The organism is Pseudomonas sp. GD04158, assembly GCF_029834875.1.
Taxonomy (GTDB): domain Bacteria; phylum Pseudomonadota; class Gammaproteobacteria; order Pseudomonadales; family Pseudomonadaceae; genus Aquipseudomonas; species Aquipseudomonas hydrolytica.
The window spans coordinates 1-20,857 of the sequence record NZ_JAODYT010000040.1 but is presented as its reverse complement, the minus strand read 5'-3'; the positions used below and the strand labels follow the sequence as shown (position 1 = coordinate 20,857).

The 20,857-nt window shown below is 66.0% G+C and carries 21 protein-coding genes and 1 pseudogene; 9 read left to right on the top strand and 13 right to left on the bottom strand.

Annotated features, from left to right (window positions below; all coding sequences use genetic code 11):
• Positions 1-34: 34 nt before the first annotated feature.
• Entirely contained in the window at positions 35-472 is a 438-nt protein-coding gene (locus N7333_RS15495; protein WP_003245352.1) for an HIT family protein, read from the bottom strand.
• 175 nt (positions 473-647) lie between these two features.
• Between N7333_RS15495 and N7333_RS15490 the strand changes: the two genes are divergently transcribed.
• Positions 648-1,349, top strand: coding sequence for a glutathione S-transferase N-terminal domain-containing protein (locus N7333_RS15490; RefSeq protein ID WP_012018088.1), 702 nt, complete (start codon positions 648-650; stop codon positions 1,347-1,349).
• A gap of 56 nt (positions 1,350-1,405) precedes the next feature.
• On the opposite strand, the gene N7333_RS15485 is transcribed toward N7333_RS15490, so the two are convergent.
• Positions 1,406-2,722, bottom strand: a complete 1,317-nt coding sequence (locus N7333_RS15485; RefSeq protein ID WP_129481482.1) for an MFS transporter — start codon at positions 2,720-2,722, stop codon at positions 1,406-1,408.
• 46 nt (positions 2,723-2,768) lie between these two features.
• Complete coding sequence (locus N7333_RS15480) at positions 2,769-3,818, bottom strand: SDR family oxidoreductase (RefSeq protein WP_129481483.1); 1,050 nt, start codon at positions 3,816-3,818, stop codon at positions 2,769-2,771.
• A 287-nt stretch (positions 3,819-4,105) separates the two neighbouring features.
• Between N7333_RS15480 and N7333_RS15475 the strand changes: the two genes are divergently transcribed.
• The 4 genes from N7333_RS15475 to N7333_RS15460 all read left to right on the top strand — a co-directional run bounded on the left by N7333_RS15475 (position 4,106) and on the right by N7333_RS15460 (position 7,606).
• Positions 4,106-5,029 (top strand): LysR family transcriptional regulator, encoded by a 924-nt coding sequence (locus tag N7333_RS15475; protein WP_129481817.1) that lies wholly within the window; start codon positions 4,106-4,108, stop codon positions 5,027-5,029.
• Between the two features lie 75 nt (positions 5,030-5,104).
• Positions 5,105-6,304, top strand: a complete 1,200-nt coding sequence (locus N7333_RS15470) for an MFS transporter (RefSeq protein ID WP_096826069.1) — start codon at positions 5,105-5,107, stop codon at positions 6,302-6,304.
• A 65-nt stretch (positions 6,305-6,369) separates the two neighbouring features.
• Positions 6,370-6,927 carry a hypothetical protein gene (locus N7333_RS15465; protein WP_129481484.1) on the top strand — a complete coding sequence of 186 codons (558 nt, stop codon included), beginning with the start codon at positions 6,370-6,372 and terminating at the stop codon, positions 6,925-6,927.
• Between the two features lie 220 nt (positions 6,928-7,147).
• On the top strand, positions 7,148-7,606 hold the full coding sequence (locus N7333_RS15460) for a DUF2846 domain-containing protein (protein WP_129481485.1): 459 nt from the start codon (positions 7,148-7,150) through the stop codon (positions 7,604-7,606).
• A gap of 109 nt (positions 7,607-7,715) precedes the next feature.
• Here N7333_RS15460 and N7333_RS15455 read toward each other — a convergent pair whose 3' ends face one another.
• From N7333_RS15455 to N7333_RS15425, 7 genes are all read right to left on the bottom strand, one after another.
• Positions 7,716-9,026, bottom strand: coding sequence for a citrate:proton symporter (locus N7333_RS15455; RefSeq protein ID WP_003245367.1), 1,311 nt, complete (start codon positions 9,024-9,026; stop codon positions 7,716-7,718).
• 206 nt (positions 9,027-9,232) lie between these two features.
• Positions 9,233-9,712: a hypothetical protein gene (locus N7333_RS15450; protein ID WP_129481486.1), complete on the bottom strand. Its 480-nt coding sequence runs from the start codon at positions 9,710-9,712 to the stop codon at positions 9,233-9,235.
• Between the two features lie 172 nt (positions 9,713-9,884).
• Positions 9,885-11,111, bottom strand: a complete 1,227-nt coding sequence (arsJ, locus tag N7333_RS15445; protein WP_129481487.1) for an organoarsenical effux MFS transporter ArsJ — start codon at positions 11,109-11,111, stop codon at positions 9,885-9,887.
• A gap of 195 nt (positions 11,112-11,306) precedes the next feature.
• Entirely contained in the window at positions 11,307-12,311 is a 1,005-nt protein-coding gene (locus N7333_RS15440; protein ID WP_129481488.1) for an ArsJ-associated glyceraldehyde-3-phosphate dehydrogenase, read from the bottom strand.
• A gap of 13 nt (positions 12,312-12,324) precedes the next feature.
• Positions 12,325-12,825 (bottom strand): cyclin-dependent kinase inhibitor 3 family protein, encoded by a 501-nt coding sequence (locus N7333_RS15435; RefSeq protein ID WP_129481489.1) that lies wholly within the window; start codon positions 12,823-12,825, stop codon positions 12,325-12,327.
• Between the two features lie 18 nt (positions 12,826-12,843).
• Positions 12,844-13,557 carry an arsenical resistance protein ArsH gene (gene arsH / locus N7333_RS15430; RefSeq protein WP_129481490.1) on the bottom strand — a complete coding sequence of 238 codons (714 nt, stop codon included), beginning with the start codon at positions 13,555-13,557 and terminating at the stop codon, positions 12,844-12,846.
• A gap of 100 nt (positions 13,558-13,657) precedes the next feature.
• Positions 13,658-14,434, bottom strand: a complete 777-nt coding sequence (locus N7333_RS15425; RefSeq protein WP_129481491.1) for a metalloregulator ArsR/SmtB family transcription factor — start codon at positions 14,432-14,434, stop codon at positions 13,658-13,660.
• A gap of 106 nt (positions 14,435-14,540) precedes the next feature.
• On the opposite strand from N7333_RS15425, the gene arsB reads away from it, so the two are divergent.
• Positions 14,541-15,614, top strand: coding sequence for an ACR3 family arsenite efflux transporter (gene arsB / locus N7333_RS15420; RefSeq protein WP_129481492.1), 1,074 nt, complete (start codon positions 14,541-14,543; stop codon positions 15,612-15,614).
• Between the two features lie 63 nt (positions 15,615-15,677).
• On the top strand, positions 15,678-16,877 hold the full coding sequence (locus N7333_RS15415; RefSeq protein WP_129481493.1) for an MFS transporter: 1,200 nt from the start codon (positions 15,678-15,680) through the stop codon (positions 16,875-16,877).
• 54 nt (positions 16,878-16,931) lie between these two features.
• Here the strand turns inward: N7333_RS15415 and N7333_RS15410 are convergent, their stop codons facing one another.
• Both N7333_RS15410 and N7333_RS15405 read right to left on the bottom strand, forming a co-directional pair.
• Positions 16,932-17,459, bottom strand: a complete 528-nt coding sequence (locus N7333_RS15410; RefSeq protein WP_129481494.1) for a DUF3087 domain-containing protein — start codon at positions 17,457-17,459, stop codon at positions 16,932-16,934.
• Between the two features lie 65 nt (positions 17,460-17,524).
• The gene (locus N7333_RS15405) at positions 17,525-18,139 is read right to left on the bottom strand and encodes a DJ-1/PfpI family protein (RefSeq protein WP_129481495.1); all 615 of its coding nucleotides are present in this window, start codon (positions 18,137-18,139) and stop codon (positions 17,525-17,527) included.
• 83 nt (positions 18,140-18,222) lie between these two features.
• Here N7333_RS15405 and N7333_RS15400 point away from each other — a divergent pair, with 83 nt between their 5' ends.
• Both N7333_RS15400 and N7333_RS15395 read left to right on the top strand, forming a co-directional pair.
• Positions 18,223-19,557 (top strand): PLP-dependent aminotransferase family protein, encoded by a 1,335-nt coding sequence (locus N7333_RS15400; RefSeq protein ID WP_129481496.1) that lies wholly within the window; start codon positions 18,223-18,225, stop codon positions 19,555-19,557.
• A 59-nt stretch (positions 19,558-19,616) separates the two neighbouring features.
• Positions 19,617-19,910: a hemolysin activation protein gene (locus tag N7333_RS15395; protein ID WP_252576681.1), complete on the top strand. Its 294-nt coding sequence runs from the start codon at positions 19,617-19,619 to the stop codon at positions 19,908-19,910.
• A gap of 80 nt (positions 19,911-19,990) precedes the next feature.
• On the opposite strand, the pseudogene N7333_RS15390 reads toward N7333_RS15395, so the two are convergent.
• A pseudogene (locus tag N7333_RS15390) lies at positions 19,991-20,857 on the bottom strand (alpha/beta hydrolase); the annotation flags it as partial.

Genomic DNA, 20,857 nt, shown 5'->3' with positions numbered 1-20,857 from the left:
CCCGGCCGCATCATGCGACCGGGGCATTGTCGTTTCAGCCTTGCAGACGCTTGACCAGACGCGCCTGCAGCGCCTCCAGCTCGGCCGGGTCGGCCTTGTTGGCGGCATGAATGCCCAGCTGCTCGCCGGGAAAGCGCGGGATCACGTGCATGTGGATATGGAAGACCGTCTGCCCCGCAGGCGCGCCGTTGAACTGCGCGACCTGTACACCCGCCGGCTGCAGCTCGTCGACCAGGGCGCGCGTGAGCTTCTGCACCACCGCCATGACCTTGGCCAGGCTGGCTTCGTCGATTTCCAGGATGTTGCGCGCCGCGGCGCGCTTGGGGATCACCAGGCTGTGGCCGTGGGACTGCGGAAAAAGATCGAGGAAGGCCAAGACATCGTCGTCCTCGTACAGCTTGTAGCAAGGCGCTTCGCCACGAATGATCTGAGCGAAGATGTTCTGGGGATCGTAGGTACCGTGCAGGCTCATGCCGATGGGCTCCGTGCCGGGTGGAGGAAACCTGCACCATACCGACTCGCTGGCGCGCAGGGAACCGGGCAGGATCGTTCAAGTCGATGACTAATAGCAGCTGGATCGATTTTCCACGCGGCGAACGCTCGTGTTCTGATCGCCCTTTCTCAGGCCCATTCGATATGGAACCCACATGACCGACCTCAGCTCGTTCGACATCACCCGCAAATGGCCCGCCCAGCATCCCGAGCACCTGCAGCTCTACTCGCTGCCCACGCCCAACGGCGTCAAGGTCTCGATCATGCTGGAGGAAATCGGCCTGCCCTACGAGGCGCATCTGGTCAGCTTCGACAGCAACGATCAGTTCAGCCCGGAGTTTCTCTCCCTGAGCCCCAACAACAAGATTCCCGCCATCCTCGACCCCAATGGCCCCGAGGGACAGCCGCTGGCGCTGTTCGAGTCCGGCGCGATTCTGCTCTACCTCGCGGAAAAGACCGGCAAGTTGCTGTCGCAGTCGCCTGCGGTGCGCTACCAGACCATCCAGTGGCTGATGTGGCAGATGGGCGGTGTCGGCCCGATGTTCGGCCAGCTCGGTTTCTTCCACAAGTTCGCCGGCAGCGAGTACGAAGACAAGCGTCCGCGCGACCGTTACGTGGCCGAATCGGCGCGCCTGCTCGGCGTGCTCGACCAGCACCTGCAGGGCCGCGACTGGATCGCCGGCGAGTACAGCATCGCCGACATCGCCGTGTTCCCCTGGATTCGCAACCTGGTGGGCTTCTACGAAGCCGCCGAGCTGGTGCAGTTCGAGCGCTTCGCCAACGTGCGCCGCGTGCTCGACGCCTTCCTCGCCCGCCCGGCGGTACAGCGCGGCCTGACCATTCCGGCACGCGGCTGATCGTGTCACGGGAGTCGGCATGCCGGCTCCCGCAGCGCCCTTCCCGCCGGGTCGAGCTAGGCCTGGCTGGCCCTGGCCACCTGCTGCTCGGCACCGCGCTGATCGGCCTGCCCGCCCAGATACCAGCCGAGCAACCCCCACAGCGCTGCGCTGGCCGCACCCACCAGCGCCACCAGCCAGGCGCCCTGGGCGAGCATGTCCAGCAGGCTCTTGAGCCAGCCACTCATCGCATCGCCGGCGCGGTAGACCACGGTGTCGATGAAGTTCTTCGCCTTGTACTTGCTCTCGGCATCCAGCGGCGCGAAGAGCATCTCCCGCCCCGGCCGCACGAAGGCGTATTCACCGATGCGCCGCACGATCATCAGCGCTGCCAGCATGGCGAAGGTCGGCATCAAGGCCAGGCCGATGAAGCCGACACACACCAGCAGCGGCACGCAGGCCAGCAGCACGCGCACACCCAGGCGTCGCGCAATGCGCCCGGTGATGAACAGCTGGGCGATCAGCGCGCCGGCCTGCACCACGAAGTCGATCACCCCGAACACCCGCACCTGCGCGGCGCGATCCGGAAACAGCTCGGCCACCAGGCGAGCCTGCTCGAAGTAGAGAAAGGTGCTGGCCGTGGCCAGCAGGATGACGAAACCGGCGATACCAAACAGGTAGGGCGAAGACAGCACGCGCATCAGACCGCTGAACGGGTTGCCCGGTACCGGGCGCCGCGGGCTCTCCGCCTGCACCGCGCCTGCCCGTCCCGCGCCACCCTGCTCGCGCCAGCGCATCAACACCTGTTTCAGCGACAGCGCTACGGCCAGCAACACCGCGGCCAGCAGGATCAAGCCACTCTGCCCCAGCGTGCTCACCAGCAAGGCACTCAGCGCCGGGCCGACCAGGCCGCCGACACTGGCACCGGCGGCGATGAAGGCAAACAGGCGCTTGGCCTGCTCGCTGTCAAACACGTCGGCCATCAGGCTCCAGGCCACCGAGACGACGAACAGGTTGTAGACCGAAATCCACACGTAGAAGCTGCGCGCCAGCCACACGCTTTCATCCGCACCGAAGAACAACAGGGCGAACAACGCCAGGTTCAGGGTGAAGAAGCCATACACCCAGTCGATGAAGTGGAGCCGCGGCACCCGCGAACTCAGCCAGGCGAACAGCGGCACCGCGATCAGCATCACCACGAAGGTGGCGGTGAACAGCCACTGCAGGTTCTCCACGCCGGAGACGATGCCCATGGCCTCGCGGATCGGCCGCAGCATGAAGTAGCCCGAGAACAGGCAGAAGAACAGGGCGAAACCGGCCAGCGCCGGCCACAGCTCGTTGCGCTGCGCGTTGATGGCCACGGCCACGCGCTGCGACATGCTTAACGATGACATGGCAAATTCCTCGAAGGGGCGCGCCTGCACGGCGCGCCGAGATGATTCAGCCGTACTTCACGCCCGTTAGGCGCTCGGCCACCGACCACAGGCGCGCCGCATCAGCGGCATCCGCCGCAGCAGCCGGTACCTTGGCCAGCCCCAGGGGGCCGCGCTTTTCCTCTTCGCCGGTCGGCCCGTAGTAACGGCCACCCTCGGCCTCGGCCGCCGTCGCCGCAAACAGTGACGACAGCGCGCCCTGCGCCGCCGAGTGATAGACCTCGCGATCCTTCGCCCACTGGCGGGCGAACTCGCTGTCCAGTCCCGGCCCGCGCTCGACCAGCTCGGTGACGGCCACGCCAGGATGCGCGGCGATGCTGCGCACGCCCCAGTTGTTGGCCAGACTGCGCCGCTGCAGCTCGAAAGCCATCATCAGACAGGCCAGCTTCGACTGGGCGTAAGCCGCATAGGGGTCGTAGCTGCGCTCGGACTGCAGGTCGTCGAAATCGATCCGGCCACGATTGACGGCGATGCTCGCCAGCGTCACCACGCGCGGATCGGATGACTTGCGCAGCGACGACAGGAGCAAACCGGTCAGGGCGAAATGGCCGAGGAAGTTGGTCGCCAGCTGCATCTCGAAACCGTCGCGAGACACGCCGCGCTGCGGCGGCGCCATGATCGCGGCATTGTTGATCAGCACGTCCAGTGCCTCACCCTCGGCATTCAGGCGCTGAGCCAGGCTGCGTACCGAGGCCAGGTCGGCCAGGTCCAGCTGTTCGAAACGCAACTGGGCCTGCGGCACCTGGGCACGAATGCGTTCGATGCTCTCGGCGCCACGCTGCGAGTTGCGCGCGGCGATGATCACCTGCGCGCCAGCGCGGCTGAGCGCCAGAGCATCCTCGAAGCCCATGCCGCTGCTGCCGCCGGTGACCAGCATGCGCTTGCCGGTCAAAGGCGGCATGTCCGTCGCCTGCCAGCCCGTTGCGGTGTCGGCCCAGGCGAACCTCGGTATGCCGCCCAGCACCCCCTGCAAGGCAAGACTGCCGCCCACCATGCCGAACAGCTTCAGTGCATCACGGCGCGTATGGCCCAGCCCCGCTTCGTTTCTCTTGCTCATTGCAGCTTCCTCCTATCCGTTAGCTCGATGCGCCAAACCAGGCAACGGCGCAGGACATAGGGTGCGAGTAGAAACACTGTTCGATAAGCCGGTCACGAGCGAACACGGTATACGGCCAGGCGTACAGTTACCGGGTATTGCCAGCATCGATCAGCTGCGTAGCCCAGGTGCAATCCGGGGCGGTTGGTAGGCATTCCCGGATTTCATCCGGGCTACAGCGCCCAGGATTGGCAAAGCGGGCGCTGCGCCGCATCATCGGACGCTTCGTCATTGCCCAGTCGACGCCCATGCGCCAGCCGAACCTCTCCGACATCGCTCTGTTCGCCGCCGTGGTCGAGGCAGGCGGTTTTCGTGCGGCGGCGCAGCGCCGCGGCACCTCAGCCTCGTCGCTCAGCGACTGCGTACGCCGCCTGGAACAGGAACTGGGCGTGCGCCTGCTCAACCGCACCACCCGCGGCCTGACGCCGACGGAAATCGGTGCGCGTCTGCTGGAGCGCCTGCGCCCGGCGCTGGACGAGATCAACGCCGCGCTGAACGACCTGCAGGAAGACCCGCAGCATCCGGTCGGCTCGCTGCGCCTGCATGTACCGGGCGTGATCGCGCGGCACATCCTGCCGCCGCTGCTGGACGGTTTTCTCGCGCGTTACCCCGGCATCGCGCTGGAGGTGAACATGGACAACACCTTCATCGACGTGATCGGCGCCGGTTACGACGCCGGCATCCGCTACGAGGAAAGCCTGGCCAAGGACATGATCGCCATCCCCATCGGGCCGCGCCGGCAGTGTTTCATGGCGGTTGCCGCGCCCAGCTATCTGCAGCGCCACGGCACGCCGCAGCATCCCGGCGAACTGAGCGAGCACCGCCTGCTCGGCTACCGCTTCGCCAGCGGCAAGCTGGGTGTGTGGGAGTTCGAGCAGGATGGACGCACCTTGCGCATCGCCCCGGAGGGCAGGTTGGTCAGCTCATCGCAGGACCTGCTGATCGCCGCGGCCTGCACAGGCCACGGCATCCTCTACACCTTCGAGGAATACATCGCCGCGCACCTCGCCAGCGGTCAGCTGCAACCCATCCTGCATGACTGGTGGCAGCACTTCGAAGGGCCCTATCTGTACTACCACAGCAGGCGCCATGTGCCGGCGCCGCTGCGCGCCTTCGTCGACTACGTGAAGGCCCTGAATACACCCGACCATTCGTCTCAAAGCCCGAAATAGAGCGGCCGCGAATATCCAGGCAATGCGCTCGGAGATTATAATCGCGCGCTTGCTTTTACCTGCCAGGTCCTCCCGATGAACAACCCTGCCGCCACTGCCGCGACCTCGCTGTCGCCTGGCGCGATTCTCCTCATTCAGCTCGCCCTGGCCCTCGGCGGCTTCGCCATCGGCACCGGCGAGTTCGCCATCATGGGCCTGATGCCCAACGTCGCCGCCGACCTTGGCGTCAGCGAACCGCAGGTCGGCCATGTGATCAGCGCCTACGCCCTGGGCGTGGTGGTCGGCGCACCGACCCTCGCCCTGCTCGGCGCACGCCTGCCCAGGCGCGTCCTGCTTCTGCTGCTGATGGGCTGCTTCGCCCTTGGCAACTTCGCCAGCGCCCTGGCGCCGGGCTACGAGCCGCTGCTGATCTTCCGCTTCATCGCCGGCCTGCCCCACGGCGCCTACTTCGGCATCGCCATGCTGGTGGCCGCGTCCATGGCGCCGCCGCACAAACGCGCCAAGGCGGTGAGCCGGGTGCTGGCCGGCCTGACCGTGGCCATCCTGATCGGCAACCCGCTGGCCACCTGGCTCGGCCAGTTCATGAGCTGGCGCTACGCCTTCGCCCTGGTCGGCATCATCGCCATCACCACCATCGCCATGGTGGCGATCTTCCTGCCGGCCGATCCCAACGAGCAGCGCAGCAGCCCCAAGGGCGAGCTGCGCGCCTTCAACCGTGCGCCGATCTGGCTGGCCCTGGGCATCGGCGCCATCGGTTTCGCCGGCATGTTCTGCGTGTTCAGCTACATGGCGCCCACACTGCTGCACGTCACCCAGGTCGGCCCCGGCTGGATTCCCCTGGCCATGGGCGTGTTCGGTGCCGGCTGCATCGTCGGCAACAGCGCCGGCGGCTGGCTGTTCGATCGCCTGCGCCTGCGTGCCGTGGCCTGGATCCTGGCGTGGAGCACCCTGGTGCTGCTGGTCTTCCCCTTCGCCGCGCACAGCCTCTGGACCATCCTGCCGGCGATCTTCGCCATCGGCACCATGATCGCCCTCGGCCCCGCATTGCAGACCCACCTGATGGACGTCGCCACCGGCGCGCAGACGCTGGCGGCCGCCTCCAACCACGCCGCGTTCAACCTCGCCAATGCCCTCGGTCCCTGGCTCGGCGGCCTGGCCATCAGCGCCGGTATGAGCTGGACCGTCACCGGCTATATCGGCGCCATCACCGCCATCGCTGGCCTGGCGCTGTTCGCCTGGGCCTGGAAGGTGCAGCAGCGCAACGTGCGGAACTGAGGGATGCATGACGGTGCTGCGACAGGTATCTTCTGCCTCCCGAGCCACCGTCATGAACCCATTCGATGATTGCCCAGCTTCTGCGCTTCGCCCTGATCGGCACTGCCCTGCTCGCCCCGCTCCATGCCCAGGCCAGGGTTGAGGTCGAGTTTCACGACGGCCTGCTGGCGGCGAAGATTTCCGAAGAGATAGTGCCCGGCGACTACGAAAAGTTGCTGCAGGGCCTGCGCGCCCATCCCGGCAAGCACAAGCGCAAGATCGTGCTGCTCGACAGCATCGGCGGCAGCGCGCCGGAGGCCATTCGCATGGGCCGCCTGCTGCGGGAAACCGGCTTCGAGGCGCTGGTGCCTTCCGGTGGCATCTGCCAGGGCAGCTGCATCTACCTGCTGGCCGCCGGCACCAAGCGCACCGTCAACGGCCACGTGGCCCTGCGCCGCCCGCCCTTCCCTGCCGGCGACTCGGCCCAGGCGCAGGCCGCCCACGGCCGCGAGCATTTCAGCCCGGCCAAGTACTTTCGCGACATGGGCGTCGATATCTCCCTGGCCGAGGACATCTACAAGGTGGCGCCTGGCCGCCTGCAGCTGCTGACCCGGGACGACCTGGCGCGCTATCGGCTGAAATGACAAGGCATCCTTGCCCGAAGCGAAACAAATGGATATTGTCTCGGCCGGCATAGCAATACGCCATCAAAGAAACGGAATTCGATCATGCGCAGCGATGCATGCGGGCAAGCCCCTCTCCTCGTGCCACTCCTCTTCCGTGACCGGAATCTCGACGCCCAACAACCCATGCCGTCGAGCCTTCCTGCTGTGCCGTTCTCATTCCACAGACTCCGGAGTCATCATGTTGAAGAAACTGGCCTTTGCTGCCTTCGCATCCTCGCTGCTCGTCGGCTGTGCATCGGTCCCCATGGAAGACAAGAACGCTTCTGCCGCAGCCAAGCAGTACCCCACGCCACCGGCCGGTAGCGCCGGACTCTATATCTACCGCACCTCGGGTGCAGGCACTGCGCTGAAGAAGGACATTTGGCTCAACGATAAATGCATCGGCGAATCAGCACCCAACGTGTTCTTCTACGAACAGGTCAAGGGTGATGTCGAACACAAGATTTCTACCGAATCCGAGTTCTCTCCGAACGATCTGCTGGTCAAGACCGAAAGCGGCAAGAATTACTTCGTCAAGCAGTACATCAAAATGGGAGTGTTCGTCGGCGGTGCCAATCTGGAACTGGTCAACGAGCAAGAAGGCAAGCAAGCCGTATCGAAACTGGAGATGGCCAGCAAGGGCAATTGCTCCAAGTAACGCCCACCCCCAACCGAGGCCGGGGCCAGCCCTCTCCGGCAGTGCTCCCTCATAAAAAACGCCGCGCCCCTCGAAAGGAGCGCGGCGTGTTTATTCGCGCGCATGCAGGTTAGAACAAACCCAGCCCCCAGGCCGCGCCGAACAGCACCAGCGAGAAGCCCCACATCCACCACAGCGAGTAGCGGATGTGCCGACCCAGGTCCAGCCCGGCCAGGCCCAGCGCCAGCCATAGCGCCGGCGAGAAGGGGCTGATGAAGGTACCGATGATGTTGCCGATGGTCAGCGCATAGACCACGCTGGCCGGCTCCACGCCCTGGCCACCGACCACTTCCAGCGTCACCGGCAGCAGGCCGAAGTAGTAGGCGTCGGTGCTCAGCATCAGCTCCATCGGCAGGCCGAACAGGCCGAGCACGATATGCATCTGCCCCACCAGCGGCGCGGGCAGCACACCGGCCAGGTCCTTGGCGATGGAGGTGAGCATGCCGGTGCCGGTAAAGATGCCGAGCATCGAGCCCGCCGCCAGGATGATCATGCCCATGCTCAAGGCAGCCGGTGCATGGGCCGAGATGCGCTGCATCTGTGCCTTGCCGCCCGGATAGTTGATCAGCAGCGCCAGGCACAGGCCGATCATGAAGATGTAGCCGGCCGGCAGCACGCCGGAGAACAGCGACACCAGCACCGCGAGGAACAACGCGGCATTGGCCCAGAGCAAACGCGGACGCTCCAGCTCGCGCTCCTCGGCGCTCGGCTCGTGCAGGTCGCTGGTGGTTTCCACCAGCACGCCTTCGTCGCCGGCCTTGCCTGCGGCGATACGGCGCTGCTCGCGCCACCCCAGCAGCGCCGCCAGGGCGATCAGCAGCACCACGCCGACGCCCTGGATGGTGATCAGCGGCCGCCACAGTTCGGTGACTTCGATGCCGGTCACCGCCGAAGCACGGCCCAAGGGCCCGGCCCAGGGCAACATGTTGAAGATGCCGGCACCGAGCGCCAGCAGCAGAAGCATCAGGTAGGGGCTCATGCGCAGCTGCTTGTACAGCGGCAGCAGCGCAGGAATGGTCAGCAGGAAGGTGGTGGCGCCGGCACCGTCGAGATGCGCCAGCATGCCGATGATGGCCGTGGCCACGGTCACGGCGATGACGTTGCCGCGGGTCAGGCGCACCATGCCGCCGATCAGCGGGCGGAACAGTCCGGTGTCCTGCAACACGCCGAAGAAGGTGATGGCGAAGACGAACATGGTGGCGATCGCGGTTACCCGGCCGATGCCATCGGTGAAGAATCCGGAAATCGCCTCCGGGCCGAAACCCGCGGCCAGGGCGCCGAGCAGCGGCACCACGATCAACGGCAGAACAGGCGACATGCGCCCGATGAGCAGCAGCACCACCAGGCTGCAAATGGTCAGCAGGCCGATCAGAGTCAACAAACCGATTTCTCCTCTTTTTTCTTGTAGATCGCACGAAAGGCGCGCGCGGAGGCTAAGCCGCCAACCTTTCAATAACCTTTAAGCGGGGTGCGGCAGCTACAGGAAATGTCAGGGGATATGTCGTTCGATCGGGAGCCTGCCCAGACGTTCAAGGGCATGCAGCATCAGGCTTGCAAACCGCCCGGCGCACGTCGGGCGGAAAAACGCTAAGCGCGGGCGTTCTTCTTCTGCAGGATGACCGACGCCTCGTTGTAGGCCTGCTGGAAGGCGTCGCTGCCCACCCAGGCCACGGCCGCTTCCTCGTCCTCATCGTGGTAGATCGAGCGATAGACGATCAGCAGGCCCATCATGAAATCGGTGGCGGCGTCCTCCGACTCCTCGGAGACCACCAGCTCCAGCACCGGGTACTGCAGGAACACCACGCACAGCGCCAGCAGACTGATGCCTTCCGCGAACTTCATGGTCTGGAACAGATCGTCGAAATCCGCCGGGTCGAAACCGTTCTCGGCGATGTCCTGGAAATCGAAGGTGCTGAGGTCGATGGCCACATCGTCGAAGGGCTCGTCGATCAGCGGGTTGGCCAGAACCGGATGCACGGCATGGGCCTTGGGTTTGCCCATGCGGTTCTGCCTGGCCTTGGTCTTGGCCCGTTGAGCGCGCTTTTTCTGTTTATCCAGTGAGGCCATGGAGGCGAATCCCTTGTCTGCTGCAGCCATCGGGTGGCGTGGAAAATCGAGCCACCATTGTATGCGGCCCGCTGGGTAAAGGGGCGAAGCCGCCGGTTCGCCGGAGCGCTTTCGCTCAAAGCGCTCTGAGTTCGACGGCGCTGGCACGCCGTCAATCTCGTGAAAGCCCGGGTCAGCGCGCCGGCTGCATGCCGTGCCTGGGCAAGGCGATGGAGATCAGCGCGGCGGCGAGCACGAAGGCGCTGGAGACCCACAAGCAGGCCGCCAGCCCATAGGCCTGGAACACCCAGCCCGAGAGCAGCGTGCCGATCAGCCGCCCCAGCGCGTTGGACATGTAGTAGAAGCCTACGTCCAGCGATACGCCGTCTTCCTTGGCGTAGCTGACGATCAGGTAGCTGTGCAGCGAGGAATTCACCGCGAACAGCACGCCGAACAGCAGCAGGCCGCCTAGCAATACCACCTGCGCCGACCAGCCGGCGCCCAGCCCCAGGGCGATCAGCGCCGGCAGCCCCGCCAGCGATGCCGCCCAGAGGAACGCGGCGCGGCCGTCCGGCACATGTCCGCTTCGCTTGCCGGTGATACGCGGGGCAACCGATTGCACGATGCCGTAACCGATCACCCAGCTGGCGAGAAAGCCGCCGACCAGCCAGAAGTCCCAGCCGAATACGGAGCTCAGGTACACCGGCAGCGCCACCACGAACCAGACGTCGCGCGCACCGAAGAGAAACAGCCGGGCAGCCGAGAGGATGTTGATCGCCCGGCTTTTGGAGAGCATGTCGCGAAACTTCGGCTTGGCCTTGGCTTTGCCCAGATCCTTCTTCAGCAGCACCAGGCTGGCCAGCCAGATCAGCGCCAGCGCGGCGGCCATGGCCAGCACCGCACCGGTAAAGCCAAGCACGGCGAGCAGCGCGCCACCGAGGAAGAAGCCCACGCCCTTGAGCGCATTCTTCGAGCCGGTGAGGATGGCCACCCACTTGTACAGCGTGCCCTGCTGAGTGTCCGGCACCAGGAGCTTGATCGAGCTCTTGGCGCTCATCTTGTTCAGATCCTTGGCGATACCGGACAGCGCCTGCGCCCCCATGACCCAGGGCACCGTCAACCAGGCGGCCGGCACGGTGAGCATCAGCAGCGCCAGCACCTGCATGCCCAGGCCGATGTTCATGGTGCGATTGAGCCCCAGCCGCGCGCCCAGGTAACCGCCCACCAGGTTGGTGACCACGCCGAATATCTCGTAGAACAGAAACAGCGCGGCAATCTGCAGCGGCGTGTAGCCGAGGCTGTGAAAGTGCAGCACCACCAGCATGCGCAGGGCGCCGTCGGTAAGAGTAAAGGCCCAGTAGTTGCCGGTTACCAAGAGGTACTGACGGATCTCCGGAGAGAGTCGTGCGAGGGCGTGCATGGCGTAATTTCCTGATCGGGCGTTATAGCGGCCGGAGGGCTGGCCTCAAGCGTAGGGTGCGCCGCGCGCACCATGGCGCTTCCTAACGAGCATGCGGGCAAGCCGATGATTCATCCCAGGCAGCAGGAAGGACGCCTCACAAGCCTGTCCTTCCCATGCGCTGCGCTGGCTGGTGCGCACGGCGTACCCTACGAATCAGCCGGCCTGGCCGACCAGGCGCGCCAGCTCCACCGCGCGGTTGGCATAGCCCCACTCGTTGTCGTACCAGGCGTAGATCTTCACCTGGGTGCCGGCCACCACCAGGGTCGACAGGGCATCGACGATGGACGAGCGCGGATCGGTGCGGTAGTCGATGGACACCAGCGGGCGCTCTTCATAACCCAGGATGCCGTGCAGCGGCCCTTCGGCGGCCGCCCTGAGCAGCGCGTTGACCTCCTCGGCGGTGGTGGCACGCTCGACCTCGAACACGCAGTCGGTCAGCGAGGCGTTGGCCAGCGGCACGCGCACGGCATGGCCGTTGAGCTTGCCGCGCAGCTCCGGGAAGATCTCGGCAATAGCCGTGGCAGAACCGGTGGTGGTGGGAATCAGGCTCATACCCGAGGCGCGGGCGCGGCGCAGATCCTTGTGCGGCGTATCGAGGATGCTCTGGGTGTTGGTCAGGTCGTGGATGGTGGTGATCGAGCCGTGACGAATGCCCAACGCCTCGTGGATCACCTTGACCACCGGTGCCAGGCAGTTGGTGGTGCAGGACGCGGCGGTGACGATGCGGTGCTGCGCCGGGTCGAACAGGTGCTGGTTGACGCCCATCACCACGTTCAGCGCGCCCTGCTCCTTGACCGGCGCGCAGACCACCACGCGCCCCACGCCCTGCTGCAGATAGTCCTGCAGCACGGCGACCGTCTTCATCTTGCCGCTGGCCTCGAGCACCAGGTCGCAGCCGCTCCAGTCGGTGTCGGCGATGGCCTTGTTGGCGGTCACCTTGATGCGCTTGCCATCGATCACCAGGCAATCGCCCTCGCTGCCCGCCTCATGCTGCCAGCGGCCGTGCACCGAGTCGAAATTGAGCAGGTGCGCATGGGTGGCGGCGTCGCCAGCCGGGTCGTTGATCTGCACGAACTCCAGCTCGGGCCAGTTCCAGGCGGCGCGCAGGGCCAGACGGCCGATGCGGCCAAAACCGTTGATGCCTACTTTGATGCTCATGTCGATGCCTCTATCAGTGGGTCGCGTCGAACTGGTTGATCCAGTTGAGATGCGCGGGATGCTGGATGGCCTTGGGTCGCAATGCCTGCACCAGGGCAATGGCCTGGCTGCGCGCGATGCCGGCCTCGATGAGGATGCGTGCGGCGATCAGGCCGGTGCGCCCGGAGCCGCCCTTGCAGTGGATGGCCAGCGCGCGGCCGCCACGCAGGTGTTCGAGAATCGCCTGGCGCGATGCCCGCCAGCCCTCGCCGAAATCCTCCAGCGGCACCTGTTCGTCGGCCACCGGCAGGTGATACCAGGCCAGGTCCAGGGCCTGGCACTGCTGGGCGATACGTTCGGCACCATTGGCGGCCAGCTCGCTGCGCGGCATCAGGGTGATCAGCCCTTCCGCACCGGCCTGCTTGAGCGCCAGCAGCGCCTGTTCCAGCGAGGTTTCCCGGGTGCCGGGGCAAGGCGTGAAAATCAGCGCGCCGGCCAGGCCGGGCACGTGCAGTACATCGTAGGGATGAGTCATGGCGGGCAGTTCCTTCGCTCAGAGGGCGCGCTGATTGACGCGCTTGGACAGTTCTTCGGCCGACTCCTTGCGCTCGGAGTAGCGATCGACCAGGTAGTCGGAGCGGTCGCGCAGCAGCAGGGTGAACTTGACCAGTTCCTCCATCACGTCCACCAGGCGGTCGTAGAACGAGGACGGTTTCATCCGGCCCTCCGCGTCGAACTCCATGAAGGCCTTGGGCACCGAGGACTGGTTGGGGATGGTGAACATGCGCATCCAGCGCCCCAGCACGCGCAGCTGATTGACCACGTTGAACGACTGCGAGCCGCCGCAGACCTGCATCACCGCCAGGGTCTTGCCCTGGGTCGGGCGGACCGCGCCCATGGCCAGCGGCACCCAGTCGATCTGCGCCTTGAACACGGCAGTCATCGCGCCGTGGCGTTCGGGCGAGCACCACACCTGGCCCTCCGACCACTGCATCAGCTCGCGCAGCTCCTGCACCTTGGCATGGCTGTCCGGCGCATCGTCCGGCAGCGGCAGGCCGCGCGGGTCGTAGATGCGCGTCTCGGCGCCGAAGCGCTGCAACAGGCGCGCGGCCTCCTCGGTCAGCAGGCGGCTGAAGGACTTCTCGCGGGTGGAGCCGTACAGCAGCAGGATGCGCGGCGCATGGGTCGAGGCCGACTCGACGCTGAGCTTGTCCGAATTCGGTAGATCGAGTAGTTGCCGGTCGATGTTGGGCAGGTCGTCGTGCATGGTTTCCATCCGCTGCAAGGGGTTAAACGGGCGGCAGTGTCGGCATCACGCCCGGGGCGGGTCGAGGCGCACTGGCGCTGGCCATGAGGTGCCGCATGGCTCAATCGCAGAGCGGCTTGCGCCCCGGTCGGTCACGCATCTGCCACAGACGCTGCACGTCCGGGCGCAGCCATTCGGCATTGCTGTCGAGGGTGCGCTTGAGCACCTCCCTGACCCACTCGGGCAACTGCGGATGCAGGCGGTAGTAGACCCATTGGCCGTTGCGCCGGTCCTCCAGCAGCCCGCAGCTGCGCAGCAGGGCCAGGTGTCGGGAGATCTTCGGTTGCGCCAGCTGCAGCGCCGCGGTCAGCTCGCAGACGCACAGTTCCTGCTCCAGGGTAACCAGCAGGGCGATGCGCGTACGCGTCTCGTCGGCCAGGCACTTGAACACGTCGGTGGGGGTCATGGCCTCGGGGTCGGCACTGGCCGGCTTGCTCTTGATCAGCACGAACATCTTTATCCGTTCGTGGATCTCGTGCAGCGTCTTGCGGTAGGCATCCTTTTGCGCGCTGGTGGCCGGGTCCTCGAAGTTCCAGGCGATGTATTCACCGGTGCCGGGCAGCGCCAGGCACTCCAGCGCGGACTTGTCGCACAGGGTGATCACATAGTCGAACGGCTCGCCGGCGACCTGCTCGACCGACTTGCTGAACAGCCCTTCGGTGGATACTCCGAGGTGCTCCAGCGCATGACGGGTGCGCGGGTCAACCTCGGTGGGCGCGGTGCCTGCGCTGAATGCCTCGAAGTGTTCCGGGTCGGTGTGGCGCAGCAACGCCTCGGCCATCTGCGAACGCGACGAGTTGGCCACGCAGAGGAACAGGACACGCTTTTTCTGGCTCATGCGGTTATCCGTCGAAGATGCACACGAGCGAATATATTGATTTCCATATATTCAGTAAAGCGAATATGCTGAGGCCGTTCGCCAACGACGAGAATGGACAGCGAAGATGACAAATGCGTGTGACAACACCCCAGCAGGTTCCACGGGCGCGCCCCTGGGCTTCTTCGAGCGTTACCTGAGCCTGTGGGTCTTTCTCTGCATCGCCGCGGGTACCGCGCTGGGTCTCGTCGCCCCGCAAGCCGCACAGGCGGTCGGCGCGCTGGAAGTGGCGCAGGTGAACATCCCGGTCGGCGTGCTGATCTGGGTGATGATCATCCCCATGCTGATGAAGATCGATTTCGCCTCGCTGCATGAAGTGCGCGGGCAGAAAGCCGGTATCGGCGTCACCCTGTTCGTCAACTGGGTGGTCAAGCCCTTCTCCATGGCCCTGATCGGCTGGCTGTTCATCAAGATCCTGTTCGCCGACTGGCTGCCGGCCGATCAGCTCGACAGCTACATGGCCGGGCTGATCCTGCTCGGTGCCGCACCCTGTACGGCGATGGTGTTCGTGTGGAGCAACCTGTGTGGCGGCAACGCCAACTTCACCCTCAGCCAGGTGGCCCTCAACGACCTGGTGATGGTGTTCGCCTTCGCCCCCATCGTCGCCTTGCTGCTCGGCGTGTCGTCGATCCCGGTGCCATGGGACACCCTGCTGCTGTCGGTGGTGATGTACATCGTCATCCCCCTGGCCATCGCCCAGGCGGTGCGCGCGCAGTTGCTCAAGCGCGGCAAGCATGTCTTCGAGGCGGCCCTGGCCAGGATCGCCCCCTTCTCCATCCTCGCCCTGCTCGGCACCTTGGTACTGCTGTTCTCCTTTCAGGGCCAGGCCATCGTCGCGCAACCGCTGGTCATCGGCATCCTCGCCCTGCCGATCCTGCTGCAGACGCTGTTCATCGCAGCCCTGGGTTACGCCCTAAATCGCTCGCTGAAAGTACGTCATGACGTGGCAGGCCCGTCGACCATGATTGGCGCCTCCAACTTCTTCGAGCTGGCCGTGGCGGTGGCCATCGTGCTTTATGGTTTCGATTCCGGCGCGGCGCTGGCCACGGTCGTCGGCGTGCTGATCGAGGTGCCGGTGATGCTCTGGCTGGTGCGCCTGGTCAACAAGAGCCGGCATTGGTATGAACGGGCGTTGCCGTAGCGCACCACTCCCCCTGCTGCGCTTTGCGCCCTGCCGAACCACCGCTAACGGGATGCCGCGACCATGCCACAGACCGCTCCAATGCCTTCGGTCAGCCGCTTTCGCCTGGTCGGCGCCATGGGGATTGGCCAGATACTGGCCTGGAGTTCGACCTATTACCTGCCTGCCGTGCTGGCCAGCCCCATTACGCAGGCAACGGGCTGGTCGATCACCCGAGTGGTGATGGGGCTTTCCCTCGGCCTGCTGGTTGCCGGAGCCTGTTCGCCCCGGGTCGGCCGCATGATCGACCGTCACGGCGGCCGCTCGACGCTGGCGGCAAGCTCGATTCTCATGGCTCTGGGTCTCGCCCTCATGGGCGCGGCCCAGCATCTGCCGGTGTACTACCTGGCCTGGACCATCATCGGTCTGGCCATGGCGGCGGGCCTGTACGACGCCGCCTTCGCCACGCTGGGCAGCCTGCTGGGCAGCGCGGCACGCTCCTCCATCAGTGGCCTGACGCTGCTGGGCGGGTTCGCCAGCACCCTGGGGTGGCCCTTGCTCGCCTATCTGGAACATCAACTGGGCTGGCGAGACGCATGCTTCGTGCTGGCCGGTGCCCATTTGGCAGTGGGCCTGCCGATTTACCTGCTTTTCGTGCCGAAGGCTCCAACCGCCCCTGCCCCAGCCAGCAGCCGCACGCAGGCGAACGCAGAAGCCGGCCAACCGCTCGCCTACCGCCAGCTATTCCTCCTGCTCGCGCTGCTGCTGACCCTGCAATCATTGGTGGCGTCGACCGTGTCGGTGCATCTGCTGGATATGCTCAAGTTGCTCGGCATGGCCACTGCTTCAGCCCTGGCCATCGGAATGATCATGGGGCCGGCGCAGGTTGCCGGGCGCATCGCGGAATTCACCTGGGGTCAGGGCCTTCACCCAACCTGGGCCACGCGCCTGGGTGTTCTGCTCTGCCTGGTTGGCATCCTGCTGCTGGTACCGGCTCAGGCCTGGCTGGCGTTCGTCGCCATCGCCCTGTATGGCGCAGGCAACGGCATCCTGACCATCACGCGCGGGACCTTGCCGCTGGTGCTGTTCGGCCCCACCGGTTATGGCGCGCGCATGGGCCTGCTCGCCAGGCCCATGCTCGTTGCGCAGGCAGCGGGACCGATAGGCGCAGCGATGATCCTGGATGCCTTCAGCGCCGAGGCCTTGCTGATGGTACTGGCCAGCCTTGCCCTGGCAGGGCTGCTGGCCAGCAGTCGGCTGCCTACGCGCGAAGCAGGCCCCTGAGCGGCCCGATCAGTTGCAGGGCGGGCTGATCAGACCACAGCGCCCGCCCACGGCTTATGCCTTGAACGCCTTGACCCGCTCCAGCCACTGCAGATCGAGACGCGTCTGCTCCAGCTCCAGCCCCTGCTGCTGCATGACATCGCGGTGCGCGTCGATCTCGCGCACCATCTGGCTCAGCTCGCTGGAGTTGCCGTCGAGCTGATGCATCTGGGTCACCCCCAGGTGGTAGAAGCGCAGCAGCTTCATCGCCGTTTCATCGCCCTGAGCCACGCCCGCCTTGACGTGATGCATCACGTTGGTCACGCGCATCAGGCTGCGCTTGAGGCGCCAGCCGTAGACGGCCGGCGCCATGAACGGCCGCGGCCATAGCTGCAGGCGCACCAGGGCGATGGTCAACGCCAGGCCGGCCAGCACACCCAGCAGATTCCACTTGAAGTTGTCGCCACCCGGCGTGCCGAACACCTGCGTGCTCGCCGTGGCGCAGAGCATGGCCAGCGCCACGAAGATGGCGGCAATCACCGCCGTGCTGCGGCGCGTCTGCTGGCGATAGAAAGCGGGGTCGATGGGCTGGATTTCGAACATGCGCGAAGGCTCGTGGCGGAGTCAGTCGGCGATGGTACGACAGCTTGCCGCGATGCACGAACCCGTCACGCCTCTGTACGGCCCTGAAGATAAGGACCGATCGCCGCCATCGCCGCCGCCAGGTACTGCGCCTTCTCACCCACTGGCGCCACGTAGTGCAGCGCCTGGCGCGCCTCGTCGAGGCCGACCAGACGGGCAATGACCCAGGCGGCGAGATAGATCGACGCCAGGCAGCCGCCTGCCGTGGCGACATTGCCACGGGCGAACAGTGGCTGATCGAGCACTGCCACGCCCGCTGCCTCCACCCAGGGTTTGCTGGTCAGATCGGTGCAGGCGGCGACGCCGTCGAGCAGGCCGAGCCGGGCCAGCACCAGCGTGCCGGAACACTGCGCCGCCAGCAGTTGCCGCGCCGGGTCGAGGCGCAGCTGCGCCATCAGCGCTGCATCCGCCACCACCTCACGGGTGCGCATGCCACTGCCGACGATCACCGCATCGGCCGCGCAGGCCTGCTGCAGGTCGATCTGGCTATCGATCACCAACCCGTTCATGGATGTCACGCGCGCAGCTGGGCTGGCGATGCTGACGCGCCAGTCGGGCCGGCGAATGCGGCTGAGAATGGCGAAGGCGATCAGCGAGTCGAGCTCGTTGAACCCCTCGAAGGTCAGAATGGCGATGTGCATGGCAGCTCCTGTGATGAAACGGGTTGCCACGCAGCTTCGGGGCAATGATCATGACAATCAAATAATTGTCATGGATACAACCCATGCCCCGTGCGCGCTACAAGCAACTGGTCGATCAGTTGGCCGCCGACATCCGCTGCGGCGCGCTCGCGCCCGGCACACGCCTGCCCACGCACCGCGAACTGGCCGCGCAGCGCGGCATCGCCCTGGTCACCGCATCACGGGTCTACGCCGAGCTGCACGCCATGGGCCTGGTCAGTGGCGAAACCGGGCGCGGCACCTTCGTGCGCGAGACCAGCCTGGCGCCTGGCCACGGTATCGACCAGCCGGCGACAGAGGGCGGCATGCTCGACCTCAACTTCAACTACCCCACGTTGCCGGGCCAGGCCGACCTGCTGCGCCAGGCCCTGCGCCAGCTGGCATTGTCCGGTGATCTGGAGGCGCTGCTGCGCTACCAGCCCCATGCCGGGCGCCCCCATGAGCGGGCATTGCTGGCCAGGCACCTGACGGATCAGGGACTCCCGGTCACGGCGCAACAGGTGCTGATCGTCAATGGCGCCCAGCACGGCCTGGCGCTGACCCTGCAGACCCTGCTCAAGCCCGGTGACGTGGTCGCGGTCGACACCCTCACCTACCCCGGCTTCAAGGCGGCCGCCGCCGCGCGCGGCGTGGAATTGCTGGCAATACCTTGCGATGCCAGCGGTCCCGATTTCGCTGCCCTGGCAGCACTGTGCAGAACGCGCCGGGTACGGGCGATCTACAGCATGCCGACCCTGCACAACCCGCTGGGCTGGGTACTCGATCAGCGACAGCGCGAGCGCCTGGTCGACATCGCCCGCGAGCACGACCTGCTGATCATCGAGGATGCCGCCTACGCCTTCCTGGCCAGCTCGGCACCAGCGCCACTGGCCGCCCTGGCGCCCGAACGCACGGTGCATGTGTCGGGCTTCTCGAAGAACATCGCCACCGGCTTGCGGGTTGGCTACCTGACTGCGCCTGCCGTCTGGGTCGCCGCACTGGAGCGCAGCATCCGCGCCAGCACCTGGAACACCCCGGGCATCATGACGGCGCTGGTCTGCGCCTGGATCGAAGACGGCACACTGGCACGCCTGCAAGCGCAGAAGCGCGAGGACGCCCGCTGTCGGCAAGCGCTGGCTCGGCGCGTGCTGGCCGGCCTGCAACCGATCGGCCATGAGGCCGGCTACTTCCTCTGGCTGCCATTACCGGCCGAGGTGCGCGCCGATCAGGTCGTGGCGCGCCTGCTGCGCGAGCAGGTGGCGGTCTCCACCGCTGAGCCGTTCAGCACTTCGGAGCAGGTGCCCCATGCGCTGCGCCTGGCCCTTGGCTCGGTCACCCTGGCGCAACTGGAAGATGGGCTGGACAAGGTCAGGCAAGCCATCGCCCATTTCGCCTATTGAGCGATCTGACGCAGCCATTCGCTGGGGCTAGCTCCACCTTGCGGCGAAATGCGCGGGCCATGGCCAAGGAGCAACGGCAAAGCGCGCTGGTGGTGGAGTACGTCGGCAAGGCCTCAGCCGCGCTGGAGCAGATCAACGGCCATATCGGCCAGATCAGCGATCAGAACATTCAGATCGCCACCGCCACCGAGGAGCAGTCCAGCGTGGTCGAGGACATCAACCGCAATATCGTCGACATCAACGAACTGACCGTCGGTACCACCCATATCGCCGATCAGCTGAACCAGGCCAGCAGCGACCTGCAGGCGCTCTCGACGCAGCTCGATGGACTGGTGGGGCGTTTCCGGTTGTAACCTGAAATTCCCACCAGGCTGGTGCGCACGGCGCACCCTACACAAGGCAACCGTGGGGTGCGCCGTGCGCACCGAGCCACCTACAGGTCTTCGTCGATGCGCTCACGCAGGTAGTCGTAGAAGGGATTGGACGTCACCCGCTGCAGGCTGCCCAGCCCCACCACCAGCACGCCGTGCTCACCGCGCGGCGCCAGGGTGCCCAGCGCCACGCCGTAGTCTTCGCCAGGCGCCGGATCGCTGCCGTACAAGGGATCGCTGGGCGGAAACGGCAGTGCTACGTGCGACAGCGAGAACAGCTGGCTCGGGTAGTCCACGCCCAGAGGCTGGCTGATCGCCTGCAAGCTGCCCGCCGCGGTACGCCGGGCCTCGACCGCACGCCCCCGTTCGGGTGCCACGCCCACCACGGTCAGGTCGTAGTCGCGCTCGGCCGGCGGCAGCAACTGTTCCAGCAAGCTGCTCATGTCGGCCCGCAGCAGCGAGCTGACCGCCTGCGAACGATTGATGTCGAAGACCACCAGTTCGCTGCCGTTGGCCGGCAGGCGTTCGAACAGGTCGCGCACCACTGCCGGCGTGCTTACCGTGCTGTCGGCCAGCGACTGGAAGGCCAGCACCGGCGGCAGCCGCTGCAAACGTCCATCGGCCTCGGCGGCATCGAAGGCGCGCTGCACCTCATGCGTCAGCTCGTAGGTCTGCCGCGCGGCATGCACCGGAAAGGAGTTGTACTTGAACGGATTGAATTCCGGCAGCACGTTCATCCAGGCCGATTTGGCGAACGCCGGCAACACTGCCGGCAAGGCTGCCAAGCCGGCATAACGGGCATAGCGGGTGACCCCGACCATCGGCGAAATCAGCACCAGACGCTGCGGCATGGCCAGGCGCTCGTCCTCCAGCGCGGCCAGGCTGTAGCGCAGCGCCAGGGCGCCGCCGTTGGAATAGCCGATCAGGTA